We start from the raw sequence: 22,817 nt of genomic DNA, 5'->3' as shown, positions 1-22,817 counted from the left end.
TATGATAGAGAAAGGAACTTATTGAAGAAAAGTGGGGAATGAGGCCATGATTTTTGTGTTGGACGTCGGCAACACCAATACCGTGTTGGGGGTTTATGACGGCGATGAATTAAAACACCATTGGCGCATCGAGACGAGCCGGGCGAAAACGGAAGACGAGTATGGCATGACCATCAAGGCGCTCTTGAGCCATGTCGGCTTGCAGTTTTCCGACATCCGCGGCATCATCATTTCTTCGGTTGTGCCGCCGATTATGTTTGCCCTTGAACGCATGTGCTTAAAATATTTCCACGTAAAGCCGCTCGTTGTCGGACCGGGCATTAAAACCGGGCTGGACATTAAATACGATAATCCGCGCGAAGTGGGCGCCGACCGGATCGTCAATGCGGTCGCGGGCATCCATTTGTACGGCAGCCCGCTCATTATTGTCGATTTTGGCACGGCGACCACGTATTGTTATATTAACGAACATAAACAATATATGGGAGGGGCTATTGCCCCGGGAATTATGATTTCGACGGAGGCGCTGTTTGCGCGGGCAGCAAAATTGCCGCGCATTGAAATCGCCCGTCCGGACGATATCATCGGCAAAAATACAGTCAGCGCCATGCAGGCCGGCATTTTATACGGATATGTTGGACAAGTGGAAGGCATCGTGTCGCGCATGAAGGCGAAAAGCAAAGTTCCGCCGAAAGTCATCGCCACTGGCGGCCTTGCGCCTCTCATTGCCGGCGAATCGGATGTGATCGATGTCGTGGATCCGTTTTTGACGCTGACAGGCTTAAAATTGTTGTACGAGAAAAACACCGAGAAAAAAGGATGAAGGGTTTGGTGAAGATGGGAGATTACTTAGTCAAAGCGCTCGCCTATGACGGACAGGTGAGGGCGTATGCGGCAAGGACGACGGAGACGGTGGCGGAAGCGCAGCGCCGCCATCAAACGTGGCCGACCGCCTCGGCGGCGCTCGGACGGGCGCTGACGGCCGGCGTTATGATGGGAGCAATGTTAAAAGGGGATGAAACGTTGACCATCAAAATTGATGGCGGCGGGCCGATCGGCACGATTTTAATCGACAGCAATGCCAAAGGGGAAGTGCGCGGCTATGTGACCAATCCGCACGTGCATTTCGAGCTGAATGAACACGGGAAACTCGATGTCGCGCGGGCGGTCGGCAAAAACGGGATGCTGACGGTCGTCAAAGACCTCGGGCTGCGCGACTTTTTCACCGGTCAAGTGCCGATCATCTCGGGGGAGCTCGGTGAGGATTTCACCTATTATTTCGCTTCTTCCGAGCAAATCCCGTCGTCCGTCGGCGTCGGCGTGCTCGTCAACCCCGATTACACGATCCGGGCCGCGGGAGGGTTTATCATTCAATTGATGCCTGGAACGGAAGAACAAACGATCAGCCGCATTGAGGAGCGGTTGAAACAAATTCCGCCTGTGTCGCGCATGATTGAAAACGGCCTAACACCGGAGCAAATATTGGAACAATTAGGCGGCGGCGTCCGGGTGTTGGAGACGATGCCGGTGTCATTTGTCTGCCGCTGTTCGCGCGAGCGGATCGCGGATGCGCTCATCAGCCTGGGGCCAGGGGAGATTCAAGATATCATCGACAAGGAAGGGCAGGCGGAAGCGTCATGCCATTTTTGCAATGAAACATACCATTTTGCGAAAGAAGAGCTCGAACAGCTGAAGCAACTTGCCGAAAAACGGTGAAAACGCGAAAATGATTGACAATTTCACTAATAGCTGATACATTGGAGATAAATTCGATAAAATTAATCGGGATTAGGGGTGGAACCATGGCACGCACAGTCAATTCTGTAACGGAACTGATCGGCGATACACCAGCCGTGAAACTAAATCGTATCGTCGATGAGGACAGCGCTGATGTTTATGTAAAATTGGAGTTCATGAACCCGGGCAGCAGCGTCAAAGACCGGATTGCATTGGCAATGATTGAGGCGGCGGAAAAAGAAGGAAAACTGAAGCCAGGCGATACGATCGTCGAACCGACAAGCGGCAACACCGGAATCGGGCTGGCAATGGTCGCGGCGGCGAAAGGATACAAAGCAGTGTTGGTCATGCCGGATACGATGAGCTTAGAGCGCCGCAACCTGTTGCGGGCGTATGGAGCTGAGCTGGTGCTCACGCCGGGCGCTCAAGGAATGCGTGGTGCGATCGAAAAAGCGGAAGAGCTCGCTCGCGAGCATGGCTATTTTATGCCGCAGCAATTCAAAAACGAAGCCAACCCGGAAATTCATCGTTTGACAACGGGCAAAGAAATCGTCGAACAAATGGGCGACCAGCTTGATGCGTTTGTGGCCGGCATCGGGACGGGCGGAACGATCACAGGCGCCGGCAAAGTGTTGCGTGAAGCGTATCCAAACATTAAAATTTATGCGGTTGAGCCGGCTGATTCGCCGGTCTTGTCGGGCGGCAAACCGGGCCCGCATAAAATTCAAGGAATCGGAGCCGGATTTATCCCAGATATTTTGGATACAAGCATTTACGATGAAGTCATTACCGTCACAACCGACGAAGCGTTTGCGGCTGCCCGCCGCGCCGCCCGCGAAGAAGGCATCCTTGGCGGCATTTCGTCCGGCGCTGCCATTCATGCGGCGTTGAAGGTGGCGAAAGAGCTCGGCAAAGGAAAAAAAGTGCTTGCCATCATCCCGAGCAATGGGGAGCGCTATTTGAGCACGCCGCTTTACCAATTCGAAGACTAAGCAGCTTTACTTTCGGCAGGGGTGACCCTGTCGAACTTTTTTATGTTTATGGGTGATATGAGCGCCGACTCATTGTACAATAAGGATAATGATGAGCGTCGTAAAGGGGTTGGCTGTGATGAAACAAAGACGAAGGCGGCTGAAGCGGACCATTCATTACAGCGGGCGGGATTGGTTTTATCAGTATGAGCAACTGGCATACGGCCGGCGGCACCACGTGTTGCTGGAGAGCGGACAAGGGGGAAGATACAGCATCATCGGCCTCAATCCGAGCGGGATCATTCGTGCCGCCGGGCATCAGCTGTCCATTATCTATCGTGGAAAAGAAACGGTGCTGAACGGGCCACCGCTCGAGTTGCTGCAGCAATGGTTTTCACAACGTGTGGCGCCGGGGGAGGGGGAGCCGCTCCCGTGCCAAGGCGGGTTGGTCGGCTATATCAGCTATGACGCCGCTCGTTATATCGAACGGCTTCCATCGTTGGCTGTAGATGATTTGCAGCTACCGTCTATGCAGTTTTTTGTATTTGACGATGTGGCGATTTACGATCATCAAACCGATCGCCTTCATTTGCTCGCTTATGCAGATGAAGGGGAAGAAGGAGAAGCGGAGCGGCGGTTGGAGATGTATGAACGGCTGTGGCTTGAAGAGCGAAGCAGCCCGCCGGTTTGGCCGTCCGTTGTCTCATCGGCTTGTCCATCGGTTTCCATGACAAAGGAGCAGTTTATGGAAGCGGTCCGCCGCGTTCAACATTATATTGCAGCGGGCGATGTGTTCCAAGTTAATTTGTCGGTGCGCCAGTCCCGTCCGCTGTTGACCCACCCGTTCGCTGTGTACAAACAACTGCGGACCATTAACCCGTCGCCGTACATGGCGTATGTGCATACCCCTGAATGTCAAATTGTCAGCGGTTCGCCGGAGCTGCTCGTCCGCAAGCAGGGAGAACGGCTGGAAACACGCCCGATAGCCGGAACCCGCTCGCGCGGACGCACGGAAGCGGAAGACGGGCAAATCGCCCGCAAACTGCTAGCCAGCGAAAAAGAGCGGGCCGAGCACGCCATGCTCGTTGATCTTGAGCGGAATGACCTTGGGCGTGTCTGTGTCTATGGGACGGTGCGTGTCGATGAGTGGATGACGGTGGAAAAGTATTCGCATGTGATGCATATTGTTTCCCACGTATCCGGCATCATGGCTCCGGAACATGATGCGTTTTCTGTTATTCGTGCGATGTTTCCCGGCGGAACGATCACCGGCGCTCCGAAAGTGCGGACGATGGAAATCATCGAAGAATTGGAGCCGGTTCGCCGCGGTTTGTACACCGGTTCGATCGGCTGGATCGATTTTCAAGGGAATATGGAGCTAAACATCGCCATCCGCACGATGGTTGTGAAAAACGGGCTGGCCCATGTGCAAGCAGGCTCAGGCATTGTCATCGATTCCAACCCGGAGCACGAGTACAAAGAATGTTTGAAAAAAGCCGCTGCCCTCTGGAAGGCGAAAGAGCTGAGCGAAGCAGAGACTTTATTTCAGAGCATGAGGTGAGAAGGATGATCGTCATGATCGATAACTATGATTCGTTTACGTACAATTTGGTGCAATATTTAGGGGTTTTAGGCGAAGAGCTGCTCGTAAAGCGGAACGACGAAATTACGGTGGACGAGATTGAGCGGCTTCATCCCGATTTTATCATGATTTCCCCCGGCCCATGTACACCGAATGAGGCGGGAATCAGCTTGGCCGTTATCGATCGCTTCGCCGGCCGCATCCCGATTTTTGGCGTCTGCCTCGGCCATCAGGCGATCGCCCAGGCGTTTGGCGGCCGCGTCATCCGTGCCCTAAGGCTGATGCACGGGAAAACGTCGTCCGTTTACCATGACGGGGAAACGATTTTCCGCGGCGTGCCAAGCCCGTTTACAGCGACGCGCTACCATTCCCTTATCGTTGAGAAAGAGACGCTTCCAGACTGTTTCATCGTGTCGGCTTGGACGGACGAAGACGAAGTGATGGCCATTCGCCATAAAACATTGCCAATCGAAGGAGTACAGTTCCACCCGGAGTCGATTATGACCAGCCATGGGATGCAGCTGCTGAAAAATTTTATTGATACGTACAAAAAGGCGTGATGGGCATATGTATGTGTATGTCAATGGGGAGATTGTCCCGTATGAGGAGGCGAGGGTTTCGGCGTTTGACCACGGTTTTTTATACGGGATCGGCTTGTTTGAGACGTTCCGCACGTATGAGGGACATCCGTTTTTGCTTGACGATCATTTAGCGCGGCTAAATCGCGGGCTTTCCGAGTTGCGCATCCAAAAGCAGGTAAGCCGTGCGGAGGCGCTCGGGATCATCGAGCGGTTGCTCAGGGCCAATGGTCTTCAGGACGCCTATGTACGTTTCAACGTCTCGGCTGGGGTTGGCGGTCTTGGCTTGTCGATGGAGCAGTATAGCCATCCAACGGTGATCGTCTATATGAAGCCGCTGCCGCCATCCGCCCCTCCAGAAGGGAAAGAAGGGGTCGTTTTAACAACGAGGCGGAACAGCCCTGAAGGCGATGAACGGTTAAAATCGCATCATTATTTAAACAATATAATTGGAAAGTGGGAGCTTGGCCGCCGTGTGGATGTGGAAGGCATTTTTTTAAATCGGGACGGGCAAGTAGCCGAGGGAATCGTTTCGAATATTTTTTGGGTCAAGGACGGCGTTGTCTACACCCCGGCGCCGTCTGTTGGCATATTAAACGGCGTTACGAGGCAGTTCGTCATCGCCTTGCTCGAACGGCTTCATATCCCGATTAAAGAGGGAGCGTATCCCCTGTCCCATTTGCAGGAGGCTGATGAGGTCTTTATTACGAATTCACTGCAGGAAATTGTGCCGCTTCACCGCATCGGCCGCCGCTCTTATAGCGGAAAACATGGCCCGGTGACCTGTGCGCTGCAACATCATTACCGCCGCTTTACCGATACATTATGGACGAGGAACGAACTGAAAGAAAGGATGAACGAATGATGGCAACGATGACGCGTTCCTTTGTATTAAAATGCCGCGGACATGAGCTGGATTTGCGCCAAAAAACGTTGATCATGGGCATTGTCAATGTGACGCCTGACTCGTTTTCCGACGGCGGCCGGTTTTATGAAGTGGAAAAAGCGGTCGAGCATGCGAAACGGCTCGTGGCGGAAGGAGCCGACATCATTGACATCGGCGGTGAATCAACTCGTCCGGGGGCGGATCCAGTGCCGCTTGATGAAGAGCTACAGCGCGTCATTCCGGCAGTCAAAGCGATCGCCGATGCGGTGGACGTGCCGATTTCCGTCGACACGTATAAAGCCGAGGTCGCAAGGCAGGCCATTGAAGCGGGAGCGCATATCATCAACGACGTTTGGGGCGCCAAAGCCGATCCGGATATGGCCCACGTCGCCGCTTCGTACGGAGTGCCGATCATTTTAATGCACAACCGTCACGATATGGCATACCGCGATCTCATTTCCGACATGATCGCCGACTTGAAGGAGAGCATCCGTATTGTCAAACAGGCGGGAGTAAAAGAGGAAAACATTATTGTAGATCCGGGGATCGGATTTGCCAAAACGGTTGAACATAACCTGGAAGTGATGCGGCGTCTCGATGAGTTTGCTGCTTTGGGATACCCACTTTTGCTTGGCACATCGCGCAAACGGTTTATCGGCCATGTGCTCGATGTGCCGGTTGAGGAGCGGGTCGAAGGAACGGGGGCGACGGTTTGCCTTGGCATCGTGAAGGGGGCGCATATCGTCCGCGTCCATGACGTATTGCCGATCGCCCGCATGGCGAAAATGATGGATGCGATGCTCGGGAAAGGAGAGAGCGGCCATCGATAAAATTTATATTCAAGGTATGGAATTTTACGGTTATCACGGAGTGCTCCGAGAAGAAAACGTCCTCGGCCAGCGGTTTTTGGTCGATGTGGCCCTTGAGCTCGACTTGCGTCCAGCCGGCCGGAGCGACCGTCTCGAGCATACGGTGAACTATGCGGAAGTATACGAGCGCTGTCGGACGATCGTGGAAGAGAGGACGCTCGCCTTGATCGAAGCGGTTGCCGAGGCGATCGCGGATGAGCTGCTTGCCGCTTTCCCCGCCGTTCAGCGGTGCACGGTGAAAGTAATCAAGCCGAATCCGCCCATTCGCGGCCATTATCAGCATGTCGCCGTTGAAATCTACAGGGGGCGGTAAGATGGAAAACATTGCGTATATTGCTTTAGGTTCCAACCTTGGAGATCGTGCGTACTATTTGCGTTCAGCCGTCGCGGCGCTTCATCGCCATAAGGGAATTTTTGTCACATCGGGTTCGTCCATCTATGAAACCGACCCGGTCGGTTACGTCAACCAAGACAAGTTTTTAAACATGGTGATTGAGGTGGCGACCGCTTTGTCGCCATTTGCTTTGTTTGACGTGACGCAACAAATCGAACAGGAATTTGGCAGGAAAAGGGAAACTCGCTGGGGGCCGCGCACGTTAGACCTTGACATTTTGTTGTACAATCATGAAAATATTGAGACAGAGCGACTTGTCATTCCGCATCCGCGCATGGCGGAGCGGGCGTTTGTTTTAATCCCGTTGCTCGAGATCAATTCCCATTTGACAATACCGAACGTTTCGGAACCGTTAGCAGACATTATTGACCGACTACCCGACAAAAAAGGAGTTCGTGTATGGAAGCAGAAAGATGGGGAAGACGTATTCGCGCTTTTCGAAAGCTGAAAGGATATACACAAGAAAAGTTGGCCAAGGAACTCGGCATTTCCGTTTCGATTCTCGGCGAAATTGAACGGGGGAACCGGATGCCGTCCGACACGCTTGTCGGACAGATCGCCGAGCGGCTGAACGTATCGGTTGAGGAGCTGGAACCGCCAAAGTTCGAATCAAACAGGTAGAAAGGAGGCGTTTTTATGTTTCGCATTGGTGATGTGGAAATTCAAAACCGTGTCGTCCTTGCGCCGATGGCAGGCGTGTGCAATTCGGCTTTCCGCCTGACCGTAAAGGAGTTCGGCGCCGGTCTTGTATGCGCAGAGATGGTGAGCGATAAAGGAATCGTATACAACAATGAAAAGACGTTAAATATGCTCTATATCGACGAACGCGAAAAGCCGCTCAGCTTGCAAATTTTCGGCGGTGAAAAGGAAACACTTGTCAAAGCAGCGAAATTTGTCGACAAAAATACAAATGCCGATATTATCGACATCAACATGGGCTGCCCAGTGCCGAAAATTACGAATTGCGATGCCGGAGCGAAATGGCTCCTCGACCCGAACAAAATTTACGATGTCGTCGCCGCCATTGTCGACGCCGTCGAAAAACCCGTCACGGTCAAGATGCGAATCGGTTGGGATGACCAACATATTTACGCTGTTGAAAACGCCCAAGCGGTCGAACGCGCCGGCGGCAAAGCCGTCGCCGTCCATGGACGGACAAGGGTGCAAATGTATGAAGGGAAGGCGAATTGGGACATCATTAAGCAAGTCAAAGAGGCCGTCAACATTCCAGTCATCGGAAACGGTGATGTCAAAACGCCGCAGGATGCCAAGCGGATGCTCGAAGAAACTGGGGTTGACGGCGTGATGATCGGGCGGGCGGCGCTCGGCAACCCGTGGATAATCTATCGCACGGTCCGCTATTTAGAAACAGGGGAGCTCATTCCCGAACCGACCCCAAGGGAAAAAATCGATGTCTGCCTGCTGCACTTGGACCGTCTGATCGCCCTTAAAGGCGAGTACATTGCGGTGAAAGAAATGCGCAAGCACGCGGCTTGGTATTTAAAAGGCATCCGCGGGGCGGCGAAAATCCGCAACGCCATCAACGAGTGCGAGACGCGGGACGAATTGGCCGCGCTCTTGCTTCAAGTCGCCGAAGAAGCGGAAAGCCGGGCGGCGAACGCCGAAGCCGTTTAACGGATTTCCGAAAGAAGTCTCCCACCTCAAGGAACGCGAAGGGTGTAACCCAGTGAGTAAGTGGGAGATGAATGTTGGTTGGCGTTAGCCAACGAATAGGATAGAATATGGCTAGAACGGACACCTTCGGAACGAAGGGAAGCGTAAAGGGTTCTGGTGTGTGGCTTACCGTTCGGCGAACACGCACAAGTCGCTTGAAGCCTTCACCTCTAAGCGAAGCGTAGGTAGCGGGTAGTTCACACAACGGAGATGACGTTCATGCAGCGGAAGACTGCCAGCGGGTGCTGGCAGTATTTTTCGTAAAAAATCGCTAAATGGAGTGAATGAGGTATGAGCCATGAAGAATTGAACGACCAACTGCGCGTCCGCAGGGAAAAGCTGAAAAAAATTGAGGAATTGGGTGTCGATCCGTTTGGCAAACGGTTCGAGCGCACGCATAAAGCGGAAGAGCTGTTTGAACTGTACGGAGATTTGTCAAAAGAGGAACTCGAAGAGCAACAAATCGAAGTCGCCGTCGCCGGCCGCATCATGACAAAGAGAGGCAAGGGAAAAGCGGGCTTTGCTCACATCCAGGACGTGACGGGACAAATTCAAATTTACGTCCGCCAAGACGATGTTGGCGAACAGCAATACGAGCTGTTTAAAATCTCCGACCTCGGCGACATCGTCGGCGTGCGCGGCACGATGTTTAAAACAAAGGTCGGCGAACTTTCGATCAAAGTATCGTCGTATGAATTTTTAACAAAAGCGCTGCGTCCGCTGCCGGAAAAATACCACGGCTTAAAAGATATCGAGCAGCGCTACCGCCAACGCTACCTCGATTTAATTATGAATCCGGAGAGCAAAAAGACGTTCATCACCCGCAGTCTCATTATTCAATCGATGCGTCGCTATCTTGACAGCCATGGCTACTTAGAAGTCGAAACACCGATGATGCACGCCGTAGCAGGCGGTGCGGCGGCGCGCCCGTTCATTACGCATCATAATGCGCTCGATATGACGCTGTATATGCGGATCGCCATCGAGCTGCATTTGAAACGGCTCATCGTCGGCGGCTTGGAAAAAGTGTATGAAATCGGGCGCGTTTTCCGGAATGAAGGCATTTCCACCCGCCATAACCCGGAGTTTACGATGCTCGAATTGTACGAGGCGTATGCCGACTTCCGCGATATCATGAAATTAACGGAGAACTTGATCGCTCATATTGCCACGGAAGTGCTTGGCACAACAAAAATCCAGTACGGCGAACATCTTGTCGACTTGACGCCTGAATGGCGGCGCCTCCATATGGTCGATGCGATCAAGGAATATGTCGGCGTCGATTTCTGGCGGCAGATGAGCGACGAAGAGGCGCGGGAGCTGGCCAAAGAACACGGTGTCGAAGTCGCGCCGCACATGACGTTCGGCCATATCGTCAATGAATTTTTTGAACAAAAAGTAGAGGATAAACTGATCCAGCCGACGTTCATTTACGGCCACCCGGTCGAAATCTCGCCATTAGCCAAGAAAAACCCAGACGACCCGCGCTTTACCGATCGGTTTGAGCTGTTCATCGTCGGGCGCGAACATGCGAACGCCTTTACGGAACTAAACGACCCGATCGATCAGCGTCAACGGTTTGAGGAGCAGCTGAAGGAGCGCGAACAAGGAAACGATGAAGCGCACGAAATGGACGAAGATTTCCTCGAAGCGCTCGAATACGGCATGCCGCCGACGGGCGGACTCGGGATCGGGGTCGACCGGTTAGTCATGCTTTTGACCAATTCACCGTCCATTCGCGATGTATTGCTCTTCCCGCAAATGCGCCATAAATAACCACGATCGTCCCCTGTTGCGAACAACGGCAGGGGACAGTTTGTTATGAGAACTCGATTCAAGAAAAAGCCGGCTGCTGCCAGCCCCTAAGAAGGCCGGTGAAAAACAACGGATTCGTTTGGTTTTTGAGAAATCGAAAGGAACGAAGTTATAGTGTTGCAAAGTTTCTCAATTTGCCGCCCGTCCTAGACAAATGGAAAGATCTAAACCGGAAAATCGTTGATCATTACTATCGTCTTGGCAAATCATATTTGCATCATACACCACTCGCATTTGCCTATAACACGTACCAACGCTAATTTTCGTTCGACGATTGACTTTTAGTCATAGAATGTATATAATGAGCAATGTTGTTTTTGAGAACAAAACAAAAAACGAAATGAGTTGACAAGCTTTCTTCAGTGTGTTATATTATGATAGCACGTGAGACGTCAATAATGACGAACAAAAGGATATTGACAAGCAAACAAATTTGATTATAATATAACTTGTCTGTTCTGTTGACTGCCTAGTGATGATAGCGGAGGGGAAACACCCGTTCCCATCCCGAACACGGAAGTTAAGCCCTCCAGCGCCGATGGTAGTTGGGGCCAGCGCCCCTGCGAGAGTAGGTCGTCGCTAGGCAACAGCGTGGAGGATTAGCTCAGCTGGGAGAGCACTTGCCTTACAAGCAAGGGGTCGGCGGTTCGATCCCGTCATCCTCCACCATTTATATACCATGAGCCATTAGCTCAGTAACGAGCGTTGCATCTTCGAGTTCGCTGCGAGTTGCCCCGACGCACTTGACTTCTTCGAATAAGCTTGTAGAGGAAGGGGCAGGTAGAGTGAAATGAAGCTTAGAGTGTATACCCAACCATGAGCCATTAGCTCAGTAGGTAGAGCAACGAGCGTTGCATCATCGAGTTTGCTGCGAGTTGTCCCGACGCATCTTGCATCTTCGAATACGCTAGCAGAGGAAGGGACATCGTTCGCTGTGAGTGTATACCCAACCATGAGCCATTAGCTCAGTAGGTAGAGCATCTGACTTTTAATCAGAGGGTCGGAGGTTCGAGTCCTCCATGGCTCACTACCAACTATATATTTGCGGGTGTGGCGGAATTGGCAGACGCGCTAGATTCAGGGTCTAGTGCCCTTTACGGGCGTGGGGGTTCGAGTCCCTTCACCCGCATAATGATTTGGGCGGAAGTAGTTCAGTGGTAGAACACCACCTTGCCAAGGTGGGGGTCGCGGGTTCGAGTCCCGTCTTCCGCTCCATTTATTTTCCTATTAGCCGGGGTGGCGGAATTGGCAGACGCACAGGACTTAAAATCCTGGGGTAGGTAACTACCGTGCCGGTTCGAGTCCGGCCCTCGGCACTTGCGCTCGTAGCTCAATTGGATAGAGCATCTGACTACGGATCAGAAGGTTAGGGGTTCGAATCCTCTCGAGCGCGTTAGCGGGAAGTAGCTCAGCTTGGCAGAGCACATGGTTTGGGACCATGGGGTCGCAGGTTCAAATCCTGTCTTCCCGATAGCGTCCGCATGGGGCCTTAGCTCAGCTGGGAGAGCGCCTGCTTTGCACGCAGGAGGTCATCGGTTCGATCCCGATAGGCTCCATTATCGTTCCTTGAAAACTGAACGAAACGAAGCGCGACGAAAAGCGGAGGTCCGCGGGTCGCCGCGATGGGCAAATGTTCTTCGCCTGCAAGGATGCTTGCACCCGGAAGGTGAAGGTTATTTGACCCCGAGCGGCGGCGGATCGAAGCTGGACAATACGAAAAGCGGAGGTCCGCATGGGCCGAAGCAAAAGCCAATCAACTTTCTTTGGAGAGTTTGATCCTGGCTCAGGACGAACGCTGGCGGCGTGCCTAATACATGCAAGTCGAGCGGACCGAACGAGGGCTTGCTCTTGTTCGGTCAGCGGCGGACGGGTGAGTAACACGTGGGCAACCTGCCCGCAAGACCGGGATAACTCCGGGAAACCGGAGCTAATACCGGATAACACCGAAGACCGCATGGTCTTCGGTTGAAAGGCGGCCTTTGGGCTGTCACTTGCGGATGGGCCCGCGGCGCATTAGCTAGTTGGTGAGGTAACGGCTCACCAAGGCGACGATGCGTAGCCGGCCTGAGAGGGTGACCGGCCACACTGGGACTGAGACACGGCCCAGACTCCTACGGGAGGCAGCAGTAGGGAATCTTCCGCAATGGGCGAAAGCCTGACGGAGCGACGCCGCGTGAGCGAAGAAGGCCTTCGGGTCGTAAAGCTCTGTTGTGAGGGACGAAGGAGCGCCGTTCGAAGAGGGCGGCGCGGTGACGGTACCTCACGAGAAAGCCCCGGCTAACTACGTGCCAGCAGCCGCGGTAATACGTAGGGGGCGAGCGTTGTCCGGAATTATTGGGCGTAAAGCGCGCGCAGGCGGTCTCTTAAGTCTGATGTGAAAGCCCACGGCTCAACCGTGGAGGGTCATTGGAAACTGGGGGACTTGAGGGCAGGAGAGGAGAGCGGAATTCCACGTGTAGCGGTGAAATGCGTAGAGATGTGGAGGAACACCAGTGGCGAAGGCGGCTCTCTGGCCTGCACCTGACGCTGAGGCGCGAAAGCGTGGGGAGCAAACAGGATTAGATACCCTGGTAGTCCACGCCGTAAACGATGAGTGCTAAGTGTTAGAGGGGTCACACCCTTTAGTGCTGCAGCTAACGCGATAAGCACTCCGCCTGGGGAGTACGGCCGCAAGGCTGAAACTCAAAGGAATTGACGGGGGCCCGCACAAGCGGTGGAGCATGTGGTTTAATTCGAAGCAACGCGAAGAACCTTACCAGGTCTTGACATCCCCTGACAACCCAAGAGATTGGGCGTTCCCCCTTCGGGGGGACAGGGTGACAGGTGGTGCATGGTTGTCGTCAGCTCGTGTCGTGAGATGTTGGGTTAAGTCCCGCAACGAGCGCAACCCTCGCCTCTAGTTGCCAGCATTCGGTTGGGCACTCTAGAGGGACTGCCGGCGACAAGTCGGAGGAAGGTGGGGATGACGTCAAATCATCATGCCCCTTATGACCTGGGCTACACACGTGCTACAATGGGCGGTACAAAGGGCTGCGAACCCGCGAGGGGGAGCGAATCCCAAAAAGCCGCTCTCAGTTCGGATTGCAGGCTGCAACTCGCCTGCATGAAGCCGGAATCGCTAGTAATCGCGGATCAGCATGCCGCGGTGAATACGTTCCCGGGCCTTGTACACACCGCCCGTCACACCACGAGAGCTTGCAACACCCGAAGTCGGTGAGGTAACCCGCAAGGGAGCCAGCCGCCGAAGGTGGGGCAAGTGATTGGGGTGAAGTCGTAACAAGGTAGCCGTACCGGAAGGTGCGGCTGGATCACCTCCTTTCTAAGGACGAAAAGCGGAGGCTCGCGGGTCGCCGCGATGGGCAAATGTTCTTCGCCTGCAAGGGTGCTTGCACCCGGAAGGCGAAGGTTATTTGACCCCGAGCGGCGGCGAGCCGGAGCTAGACAATTCGAAAAGCGGAGGCCGCAATGGCCAACCATTAACAAATCGCGCTTCTGTTTCGTTCAGTTTTGAGGGAACGAGTCATGTTCTCTCAATGACAAAAATCGTTCCTTGAAAACTAGATAACCGGAAAGAAAAGCGGAGGCGCCGCGATCGGCTCTCGAAGCCAAATGTTCTTCACCCAGAGGGGTGCTGGCACCCCGAGGGGGAAGGTTATTTGGCAGAAGAGAGCCAGGCGCCGACGCTAGACAGCAAGGAAGAAGCCGAGAGCGCTGTAGGTTAAGCTAGAAAGGGCGCACGGTGGATGCCTTGGCACTAGGAGCCGATGAAGGACGGGGCAAACGCCGAAACGCTCCGGGGAGCTGTAAGCAAGCGTTGATCCGGAGATGTCCGAATGGGGGAACCCACTGTCCGTAATGGGGCAGTATCCATGCCTGAATCCATAGGGCATGGAGGGCACACCCGGGGAACTGAAACATCTTAGTACCCGGAGGAGAAGAAAGCAAACGCGATTCCCTGAGTAGCGGCGAGCGAAACGGGAACAGCCCAAACCAAGAGGCGTGCCTCTTGGGGTTGTAGGACCGCTCATTGTGGGAGTGAGAAAGGAACGGGGTAGACGAACCGGTCTGGAACGGCCGGCCAGAGAAGGTGACAGCCCTGTAGTCGAAACTTCGTTCCCTCCCGAGCGGATCCTGAGTACGGCGGGACACGGGAAATCCCGTCGGAAGCAGGGAGGACCATCTCCCAAGGCTAAATACTCCCTAGTGACCGATAGTGCACCAGTACCGTGAGGGAAAGGTGAAAAGCACCCCGGAAGGGGAGTGAAAGAGAACCTGAAACCGTGTGCCTACAAGTAGTCAGAGCGCGTTCATGCGTGATGGCGTGCCTTTTGTAGAATGAACCGGCGAGTGACGATGGCGTGCGAGGTTAAGCCGAAGAGGCGGAGCCGCAGCGAAAGCGAGTCTGAACAGGGCGAAAAGTACGTCGTCGTCGACCCGAAACCAGGTGATCTACCCATGTCCAGGGTGAAGGCCGGGTAACACCGGCTGGAGGCCCGAACCCACGCACGTTGAAAAGTGCGGGGATGAGGTGTGGGTAGGGGTGAAATGCCAATCGAACTTGGAGATAGCTGGTTCTCCCCGAAATAGCTTTAGGGCTAGCCTCGGGATGGAGAGTGTTGGAGGTAGAGCACTGATTGGGCTAGGGGCCCTCATCGGGTTACCGAACCCAGTCAAACTCCGAATGCCAACGACTTATGCCCGGGAGTCAGACTGCGAGTGATAAGATCCGTGGTCGAGAGGGAAACAGCCCAGATCGCCAGCTAAGGCCCCAAAGTGCACGTTCAGTGGAAAAGGATGTGGAGTTGCAAAGACAACCAGGATGTTGGCTTAGAAGCAGCCACCATTTAAAGAGTGCGTAATAGCTCACTGGTCGAGTGACTCTGCGCCGAAAATGTACCGGGGCTAAACGTGCCGCCGAAGCTGCGGGATGACCGTTGGTCATCGGTAGGGGAGCGTTCTAAGGGCGTTGAAGCCAGACCGGAAGGACTGGTGGAGCGCTTAGAAGTGAGAATGCCGGTATGAGTAGCGAAAACAGAGGTGAGAATCCTCTGCGCCGAAAGCCTAAGGGTTCCTGAGGAAGGTTCGTCCGCTCAGGGTTAGTCGGGACCTAAGCCGAGGCCGAAAGGCGTAGGTGATGGACAACAGGTTGAGATTCCTGTACCACCTCCTTCCCGTTTGAGCGATGGGGGGACGCAGGAGGATAGGGCGAGCAGGCGGCTGGAAGAGCCTGTCCAAGCCGYAAGGCTGATCCGTAGGCAAATCCGCGGATTGTAAGGCCAAGCGGTGATGGCGACGGAGTCATCCGGAAGTCCCCGATTTCACACTGCCAAGAAAAGCCTCTAGCGAGGGAAGAGGTGCCCGTACCGCAAACCGACACAGGTAGGCGAGGAGAGAATCCTAAGGCGCGCGGGAGAACTCTCGTTAAGGAACTCGGCAAAATGACCCCGTAACTTCGGGAGAAGGGGTGCTCGTTTGGGTGAAGAGCCCGAACGAGCCGCAGTGAAAAGGCCCAAGCGACTGTTTATCAAAAACACAGGTCTCTGCGAAGCCGAAAGGCGACGTATAGGGGCTGACACCTGCCCGGTGCTGGAAGGTTAAGGGGAGCGCTTAGCGGAAGCGAAGGTGCGAACCGAAGCCCCAGTAAACGGCGGCCGTAACTATAACGGTCCTAAGGTAGCGAAATTCCTTGTCGGGTAAGTTCCGACCCGCACGAAAGGTGTAACGACTTGGGCGCTGTCTCAACGAGAGACCCGGTGAAATTATACTACCTGTGAAGATGCAGGTTACCCGCGACAGGACGGAAAGACCCCGTGGAGCTTTACTGCAGCCTGATATGGAATTTTGGTATCGCTTGTACAGGATAGGTGGGAGCCTGGGAAGCCGGAGCGCCAGCTTCGGTGGAGGCGGCGGTGGGATACCACCCTGGCGRTATTGAAATTCTAACCCGCACCCCTTAGCGGGGTGGGAGACAGTGTCAGGCGGGCAGTTTGACTGGKGCGGTCGCCTCCCAAAAGGTAACGGAGGCGCCCAAAGGTTCCCTCAGAATGGTTGGAAATCATTCGGAGAGTGCAAAGGCACAAGGGAGCTTGACTGCGAGACGGACAGGTCGAGCAGGGACGAAAGTCGGGCTTAGTGATCCGGTGGTTCCGCATGGAAGGGCCATCGCTCAACGGATAAAAGCTACCCCGGGGATAACAGGCTGATCTCCCCCAAGAGTCCACATCGACGGGGAGGTTTGGCACCTCGATGTCGGCTCATCGCATCCTGGGGCTGTAGTCGGTCCCAAGGGTTGGGCTGTTCGCCCATTAAAGCGGTACGCGAGCTGGGTTCAGAACGTCGTGAGACAGTTCGGTCCCTATCCGTCGCGGGCGCAGGAAATTTGAGAGGAGCTGTCCTTAGTACGAGAGGACCGGGATGGACGCACCGCTGGTGTACCAGTTGTCCCGCCAGGGGCACCGCTGGGTAGCTATGTGCGGACGGGATAAGCGCTGAAAGCATCTAAGCGTGAAGCCCCCCTCAAGATGAGATTTCCCACCGCGTCAGGCGGGTAAGATCCCTCGAAGATGACGAGGTCGATAGGTCCGAGGTGGAAGCGTGGCGACACGTGGAGCTGACGGATACTAATCGATCGAGGGCTTAACCTAGAAAAGCGCAGGCGAGCGGTTCGCCGCGACGGGCAAATGTTCTTCACCCGCAGGGGTGCTAGCACCCCGAGGGGGAAGGTTATTTGACCCCGAGCGGCGGCGAGCCGGAGCTAGACAATGAAAAGTGAAAGCGCCCCGGCTTCTTCCTGAAACGGTTATCTAGTTTTCAGGGAACGAATTCCTGACAACCTCATATGGCCTAGTGGTGATAGCGGAGGGGAAACACCCGTTCCCATCCCGAACACGGAAGTTAAGCCCTCCAGCGCCGATGGTAGTTGGGGCCAGCGCCCCTGCAAGAGTAGGTCGCTGCTAGGCGGAAAACAGAGCACCCCATTGTGCATGACGCGCAATGGGGTGCTTTTTATCAACCCGCGCTGGGAAGCCTTTACTCCCGCGTGTTCGTGCAGGTGGGAGAGCATTCAATCATTTGGCTTGGCCCAAAACTTATGCATTAAATATTCGTTTAGCAGCAGGGGCACTTTGTCCGCCGATATGGAAAGAAATTGAAGAATAAAAATGTACGCCTTGCTTGAGTAAGAGTGAAGAAGTTCGCTCCACCACTCTGTTTCGTAGCGGGAGATCATGCTCAAATTGTACAGCAGCAAATAATGGGCATGGATTTCCGGGAGCGCAAAGATTTTTTCCTTCTTCGTTGGGATATGGTATGTTCCGTTCGAATGGAATAAAAACGGCCCTTCCTTAATCGGCGATAGCGGCGATTCCATTTTGAAATAAAGAAATTCCCCTTCCTCCTTGGCGAATGTCAGCTGTTTTTCGTGCCCTTCCTCGCTCATGTACTGGATGAAGCGGAGCTGCGACATATGGTAATGGTCCAAAATCGCCTTCGGAATGGCCAGCATGGGCGGTGAAACCGTATGTACGACCGGCAACGACAATGGCTTTTTTCGGTCGCTTAAACAAAAAAATGTTTCGTGCAGTTCGCAGATTCGTTGCAACAGCATGCCCATGCGAAATTTTTCCCCCGCCTCTTGTTTCACATGAAACATTTTTTCAGAAAAATGAGTGAACAAACCGTTTTTTTGGATTTTGACTTCGTCATCTAAAAATTCATAGCCTTGTTTTTTGCGCTTTCTCGTTGACACTCCATGGGCTAAAACGGATGTCGATTCAGGATAGTCCGGATCGACGGTGAGCAGGCACGCCTTTATCAGCTGCACCATGCCATAAAACAAAAGAACCGGTTTAATGGACAATGGCGACTGCCTGGCGGCGGCATAAAAGTTTTGCCCATGCTCCAAATAATATAAAAATGGATAACAGTTTGTATAACTGCGCTGAACAGCGTCTTCCCGTTGTTGCTGTTTGTAGCATTGCAGCAAAAAGCGCTGGGCGACGTCAGCGGAGCGGAAAATAGAAAAGTTGACAGCTTTACCGGGATTTCCGAACATTTTTACCCCCCTTGCCATGGAATTGTAAGAAGATAACTGAAAAGTTGGACATTTTTTTGATTCCTTGACAGTAGTTTAACCAGTTGTTAAGCTACTAATAATATTTCCGGACAAGGGGGAGAAAACATGTGGGAAGCGAAATTCGCAAAGGAAGGCTTGACGTTTGATGATGTTCTTCTCATTCCAGCAAAATCGGACGTGCTACCGCGTGATGTTGATGTCACGACGAAATTAAGCGATACGCTCCAGTTGAACATCCCAATCATTAGCGCCGGCATGGATACAGTAACCGAAGCGGAAATGGCTATTGCGATGGCGCGTCAAGGCGGTCTTGGCGTCATTCACAAAAACATGTCGATTGAGCAACAGGCGGAACAAGTCGACAAAGTAAAGCGGTCAGAGCGCGGTGTTATTACGGATCCGTTTTTCTTAACGCCTGATCATCAAGTGTATGATGCGGAACATTTAATGAGCAAGTATCGCATCTCCGGCGTGCCGATCGTCAACAATGCCGAGGAACAAAAGCTTGTCGGCATTATCACGAACCGCGATTTGCGCTTTATTCAGGATTACTCGATTAAAATTTCCGAGGTAATGACGAAGGAGAACTTGGTTACAGCCCCGGTAGGGACTACGTTAGAAGAAGCGGAAAAAATTTTGCAAAAGCACAAAGTGGAAAAATTGCCTCTCGTCGATGAAAATGGAGTTCTAAAAGGGCTTATTACGATTAAGGACATCGAAAAGGTGATCGAGTTCCCGAATTCGGCGAAAGATGCGAAAGGGAGGCTGATTGTCGGGGCGGCCGTCGGGGTGACGGCGGACACGATGATTCGCGTCAAAAAGCTTGTTGAGGCAGGGGTTGATGTCATTGTCGTTGACACGGCGCACGGCCATTCGAAAGGCGTCCTAGAGACGGTGGCCAACATCCGCCGCCAATACCCGGACTTGAACATCATCGCCGGCAATGTCGCGACAGCTGAAGGGACGCGCGACTTGATTGAGGCTGGGGCGAACATTATTAAAGTCGGAATCGGTCCGGGGTCCATCTGCACGACCCGGGTTGTCGCCGGGGTTGGTGTGCCGCAAATTACGGCGATCTATGACTGTGCGACTGAGGCGCGCAAACATGGCGTCCCGATCATCGCTGACGGCGGCATTAAATACTCTGGCGACATCGTGAAGGCGATTGCCGCCGGAGCTCATGCGGTCATGCTCGGCAGTTTGCTCGCCGGCGTCTCGGAAAGCCCAGGCGAGACGGAAATTTACCAAGGCCGTCGCTTTAAAGTATACCGGGGCATGGGGTCGGTCGCGGCGATGGAGCGCGGCAGCAAAGATCGTTATTTCCAAGAAGACGCGAAAAAGTTTGTCCCGGAAGGCATCGAAGGGCGTGTGCCGTACAAAGGGCCGCTCGCCGATACGATTTATCAGCTTGTCGGTGGCTTGCGCGCCGGTATGGGCTATTGTGGAACGAGGAACTTGGATGAGCTGCGGGAGAAAACGCAATTTGTCCGCATGACGGGCGCAGGGCTTCGCGAAAGCCATCCGCATGACGTGCAAATTACGAAAGAAGCGCCGAACTACTCCACGTTTTGATCAAGGCTGCGTCCATCAGCCTAACTTTGACGGAGACAGATTCTCCGTCTATTTTTTTGGCCGCCTGTATGTTACAATAACGGTTGTGTGAGGAGGGTTTCGATGTGAAGAGGAAACGAAAGTGGTTGTTTTGGCTGCTGTCTGTTTGTCTTTGCTTAACACTATGGCCGTTTCAACAGACGGCGAAGGCGGAAAGCGCTCCGCTTGACATCCGGGCGGACGCCGCGATTTTAGTGGACGCGAAGACGGGAAGAATTTTATATGAGAAAAACATTGATACGGTGCTTGGTATTGCCAGCATGACAAAAATGATGACCGAGTATTTGCTTCTTGACGCCGTTAAGGCGAAACGTGTCAAGTGGGATCAGACGTATACGCCGAGTGAGTATGTGTACCGGTTGTCGCAAGACCGGGCGCTGTCCAACGTTCCGCTGCGCAAAGATGGCAAGTATACAGTGCGCGAACTGTACGAGGCAATGGCCATTTATTCGGCCAATGGGGCTACGGTCGCGATTGCGGAAATCATTGCTGGGTCAGAGAAAAATTTCGTGAAAATGATGAATGAAAAAGCGAAACAGCTCGGGTTGAAAGATTATAAATTCGTGAATGCGACAGGGTTAAGCAACGAAGACTTAAAAAGAATCTACCCGGAAGGGACAAACTCGGATGAGGAAAATGTCATGTCTGCGCGAGCCATGGCCACCCTTGCCTACCGGCTGCTGAAAGACCATCCAGAGGTGCTGGAAACGGCGAGCATTCCCCATAAAATGTTCCGAGGAGGAACAGAGGACGAAATTAAAATGGACAACTGGAACTGGATGCTACCAGGGCTTGTGTACGGATACGAAGGGGTAGACGGGTTGAAAACCGGCTATACGGAATTTGCCGGCAACTGTTTCACCGGGACGGCGAAGCGGAACGGCGTCCGTCTAATTTCCGTCGTGATGAATGCCAAGGATGCAAGCGGAAAAACGACGAAAGAGGCGCGTTTTAAGGAGACAGAAAAACTATTTAACTATGGATTTCATCAATACTCGCTCCAAACTCTCTATCCGAAAGGGTATCAGCTGAAGGGGAAAGAGACGATTCCAGTCGTGAAAGGGAAGGAAAAAGAAGTTCGCGTCGCAACGGCGAAAAAGCTGTCTCTGCTCATCAAAAATGGCGAGGAAAAACAGTACAAGCCGGTTTATGTATTGGATCAGAAAAAAATGACGAAAGAAGGAAAATTGATCGCTCCGTTGAAAAAAGGAGAGACGGTCGGATATATGACGCTTGAATACAAAGGCGATGACTCGCTCGCGTTCTTAAGCCCGGACATGCAAAAAAACATCCGGGTGCCGCTCGTTACGACAACCGAGGTGGAGAAAGCCAACTGGTTCGTTCTCTCGATGCGTGCGATTGGCGGACTGTTTGCTGATTTATGGACAAGCGTTGCCAAAACGGTGAAAGGTTGGTTGTAACGCTGGGGCTGACCCAAAACGCGAATGCGTTTTGGGATCAGCCCCCACTTTTTTGCCTCAAATATAGAAGAATCGCCCTTTTTTCTGGTAGAATAGAGTCACCAAAACCACTACCACCGAAAGAAGGGCGATTCTTTTATGAAACATGATCATATTTCCTTTAAAGAGTATACCATGGACAACCTCTCTTTGCCAAGCAACATCGCCGATCTCATTCCACGGGATAACATGGCCCACGTGGTTCATGAGATGGTTGAACGCATCCCGATGGAGACGTTTCTTGCTTACTACAAAGGAGGGGGCGCCTCCGCCTATCATCCGAAAATGATGACCAAAATTCTCCTTTACGCTTACACTGTAAATTAGCACATTATTTCAGAATCCCTTTTTCAAATTATTTCAGGCGGATTCGGAAATAATGTGCAAAATTTTTGCGGATTGTTCCAGATTTTGCACATTCTTTCGGAACGTTTGCACGCTCTTTCAGATGAAGATTTCCAGCGCGCCTGATGGACCTATGGAAAAGAGAAAGCACAAAAGAGGCCGATTCGGCCCCTTTCGTGCTAATACCCCATTTCCTCTGCGGCCATGCGCACCACTTCTTCGTCAATGGCGTCCTTTTTCAGCTGATACCCGTATAACAGGCACGTCGTGGCCAACGTGTTGATCACCCGAGGCCATCCCCGCGACTGCAGGGCAATCGCCTCTAACGCCGATGGGGTGAAGATCGGATGCTTCGCCCCGGCCTGTTTCATCCGATGYTCGATGTAGCCCGCCACCTCTTCCTTCTCCAGMGGCCCCATCCGGTATCGCATGATGATCCGCTGGTCGAGAGGGCGGTGCTGATTGAGCCGCAGCTTCCCCTGTAAATGGGGCAGCCCGGCCAAAATCAAGACAAATGGGTTGGTCGAATCCATCTCAAAGTTGAACAAGATCGCGATGTCCTGTAAAAATGCATCCTTCGCTAAATGCATCTCATCCAAAATGAACACCGGCGTGATCCGCCGTTCATGATACAATCGCTCGATCGCCTGCTGGATTTGGCGGAAGAGRTCTACCTTGCGGTACTTCGGTTCCTCTCCTAATCCCAAGGCCAGTCCACGGTAAAAATCCATCACRCCTCCGGTGGATAACGGAAAGTAGACGACATGATACAATGATGGATTCAATGACTCTTTCAGCGCCCGAAGGGCGAACGTCTTGCC

17 protein-coding genes, 8 tRNA genes and 4 rRNA genes are annotated in these 22,817 nt (G+C 53.2%); 27 read left to right on the top strand and 2 right to left on the bottom strand.

The genetic code is table 11. From position 1 onward, the window contains the following. Positions 1-46: 46 nt before the first annotated feature. The 24 genes from AP057_RS11075 to rrf (AP057_RS10960) all read left to right on the top strand — a co-directional run bounded on the left by AP057_RS11075 (position 47) and on the right by rrf (AP057_RS10960) (position 17,465). A complete protein-coding gene (locus AP057_RS11075; protein WP_033009019.1) occupies positions 47-823 on the top strand; it encodes a type III pantothenate kinase in 777 nt (258 codons plus the stop codon). Between the two features lie 14 nt (positions 824-837). Next, positions 838-1,716 (top strand): Hsp33 family molecular chaperone HslO, encoded by an 879-nt coding sequence (gene hslO, locus AP057_RS11070; RefSeq protein ID WP_033014188.1) that lies wholly within the window; start codon positions 838-840, stop codon positions 1,714-1,716. A gap of 86 nt (positions 1,717-1,802) precedes the next feature. Next, complete coding sequence (cysK, locus tag AP057_RS11065) at positions 1,803-2,729, top strand: cysteine synthase A (protein ID WP_033014187.1); 927 nt, start codon at positions 1,803-1,805, stop codon at positions 2,727-2,729. Positions 2,730-2,847: 118 nt separating this feature from the next. After that, positions 2,848-4,269, top strand: a complete 1,422-nt coding sequence (pabB, locus tag AP057_RS11060) for an aminodeoxychorismate synthase, component I (protein WP_055358737.1) — start codon at positions 2,848-2,850, stop codon at positions 4,267-4,269. Between the two features lie 5 nt (positions 4,270-4,274). Continuing rightward, complete coding sequence (pabA, locus tag AP057_RS11055) at positions 4,275-4,850, top strand: aminodeoxychorismate/anthranilate synthase component II (RefSeq protein ID WP_055358736.1); 576 nt, start codon at positions 4,275-4,277, stop codon at positions 4,848-4,850. Between the two features lie 7 nt (positions 4,851-4,857). Beyond that, positions 4,858-5,733, top strand: a complete 876-nt coding sequence (pabC, locus tag AP057_RS11050; RefSeq protein WP_055358735.1) for an aminodeoxychorismate lyase — start codon at positions 4,858-4,860, stop codon at positions 5,731-5,733. After that, a complete protein-coding gene (folP, locus tag AP057_RS11045) occupies positions 5,730-6,584 on the top strand; it encodes a dihydropteroate synthase (RefSeq protein WP_050368050.1) in 855 nt (284 codons plus the stop codon). Before pabC ends, folP begins: the two co-directional genes overlap by 4 nt. Next, positions 6,577-6,936, top strand: a complete 360-nt coding sequence (gene folB, locus AP057_RS11040; protein WP_287136198.1) for a dihydroneopterin aldolase — start codon at positions 6,577-6,579, stop codon at positions 6,934-6,936. The genes folP and folB overlap by 8 nt, the downstream gene beginning before the upstream one ends. 1 nt (position 6,937) lies before the next feature. Next, a complete protein-coding gene (folK, locus tag AP057_RS11035; RefSeq protein WP_033008956.1) occupies positions 6,938-7,465 on the top strand; it encodes a 2-amino-4-hydroxy-6-hydroxymethyldihydropteridine diphosphokinase in 528 nt (175 codons plus the stop codon). Next, the gene (locus tag AP057_RS11030; protein WP_055358734.1) at positions 7,417-7,638 is read left to right on the top strand and encodes a helix-turn-helix domain-containing protein; all 222 of its coding nucleotides are present in this window, start codon (positions 7,417-7,419) and stop codon (positions 7,636-7,638) included. The genes folK and AP057_RS11030 overlap by 49 nt, the downstream gene beginning before the upstream one ends. 15 nt (positions 7,639-7,653) lie before the next feature. Continuing rightward, entirely contained in the window at positions 7,654-8,652 is a 999-nt protein-coding gene (gene dusB / locus AP057_RS11025) for a tRNA dihydrouridine synthase DusB (RefSeq protein WP_055358733.1), read from the top strand. Between the two features lie 330 nt (positions 8,653-8,982). Beyond that, positions 8,983-10,467, top strand: a complete 1,485-nt coding sequence (lysS, locus tag AP057_RS11020) for a lysine--tRNA ligase (RefSeq protein WP_033008952.1) — start codon at positions 8,983-8,985, stop codon at positions 10,465-10,467. A gap of 507 nt (positions 10,468-10,974) precedes the next feature. Beyond that, positions 10,975-11,091: ribosomal RNA gene (gene rrf / locus AP057_RS11015) — 5S ribosomal RNA — on the top strand. Between the two features lie 8 nt (positions 11,092-11,099). After that, positions 11,100-11,175 (top strand) — tRNA-Val (locus tag AP057_RS11010). Positions 11,176-11,460: 285 nt separating this feature from the next. Next, a tRNA-Lys gene (locus AP057_RS11005) sits at positions 11,461-11,533 on the top strand. A 17-nt stretch (positions 11,534-11,550) separates the two neighbouring features. Next, positions 11,551-11,635 (top strand) — tRNA-Leu (locus AP057_RS11000). Positions 11,636-11,646: 11 nt separating this feature from the next. Further along, positions 11,647-11,721, top strand: a tRNA-Gly gene (locus tag AP057_RS10995). A gap of 15 nt (positions 11,722-11,736) precedes the next feature. Further along, positions 11,737-11,822 (top strand) — tRNA-Leu (locus AP057_RS10990). Positions 11,823-11,825: 3 nt separating this feature from the next. Next, positions 11,826-11,899: transfer RNA gene (locus tag AP057_RS10985), tRNA-Arg, on the top strand. A gap of 4 nt (positions 11,900-11,903) precedes the next feature. After that, a tRNA-Pro gene (locus AP057_RS10980) sits at positions 11,904-11,977 on the top strand. Positions 11,978-11,989: 12 nt separating this feature from the next. Beyond that, positions 11,990-12,062: transfer RNA gene (locus AP057_RS10975), tRNA-Ala, on the top strand. 204 nt (positions 12,063-12,266) lie between these two features. Further along, a 16S ribosomal RNA gene (locus AP057_RS10970) occupies positions 12,267-13,825 on the top strand. Between the two features lie 397 nt (positions 13,826-14,222). Continuing rightward, positions 14,223-17,150 (top strand): 23S ribosomal RNA (locus tag AP057_RS10965). 198 nt (positions 17,151-17,348) lie between these two features. Then, a 5S ribosomal RNA gene (gene rrf, locus AP057_RS10960) occupies positions 17,349-17,465 on the top strand. The 16S, 23S and 5S rRNA genes sit together here with 8 tRNA genes alongside, the layout of an rRNA operon. 104 nt (positions 17,466-17,569) lie before the next feature. Here rrf (AP057_RS10960) and AP057_RS10955 read toward each other — a convergent pair. Further along, a complete protein-coding gene (locus AP057_RS10955) occupies positions 17,570-18,559 on the bottom strand; it encodes a YaaC family protein (RefSeq protein WP_049625370.1) in 990 nt (329 codons plus the stop codon). Between the two features lie 126 nt (positions 18,560-18,685). On the opposite strand from AP057_RS10955, the gene guaB reads away from it, so the two are divergent. The 3 genes from guaB to AP057_RS17060 all read left to right on the top strand — a co-directional run bounded on the left by guaB (position 18,686) and on the right by AP057_RS17060 (position 21,978). Further along, the gene (gene guaB, locus AP057_RS10950) at positions 18,686-20,152 is read left to right on the top strand and encodes an IMP dehydrogenase (RefSeq protein WP_055358732.1); all 1,467 of its coding nucleotides are present in this window, start codon (positions 18,686-18,688) and stop codon (positions 20,150-20,152) included. 104 nt (positions 20,153-20,256) lie between these two features. Next, complete coding sequence (locus AP057_RS10945; RefSeq protein WP_055358731.1) at positions 20,257-21,612, top strand: D-alanyl-D-alanine carboxypeptidase family protein; 1,356 nt, start codon at positions 20,257-20,259, stop codon at positions 21,610-21,612. Positions 21,613-21,750: 138 nt separating this feature from the next. After that, positions 21,751-21,978 (top strand): hypothetical protein, encoded by a 228-nt coding sequence (locus AP057_RS17060; protein WP_152968880.1) that lies wholly within the window; start codon positions 21,751-21,753, stop codon positions 21,976-21,978. 197 nt (positions 21,979-22,175) lie between these two features. On the opposite strand, the gene AP057_RS10935 is transcribed toward AP057_RS17060, so the two are convergent. Continuing rightward, on the bottom strand, positions 22,176-22,817 hold a 642-nt coding region (locus AP057_RS10935; RefSeq protein WP_055358729.1), incomplete at its 5' end, for an ExeA family protein.

Origin of the sequence: Geobacillus sp. Sah69 (assembly GCF_001414205.1) — a bacterium.
GTDB classification, from domain to species: Bacteria; Bacillota; Bacilli; order Bacillales; family Anoxybacillaceae; genus Geobacillus; species Geobacillus stearothermophilus.
The sequence above is the reverse complement of the archived record's forward strand: the minus strand, read 5'-3'. Positions and strand labels throughout refer to the sequence as shown.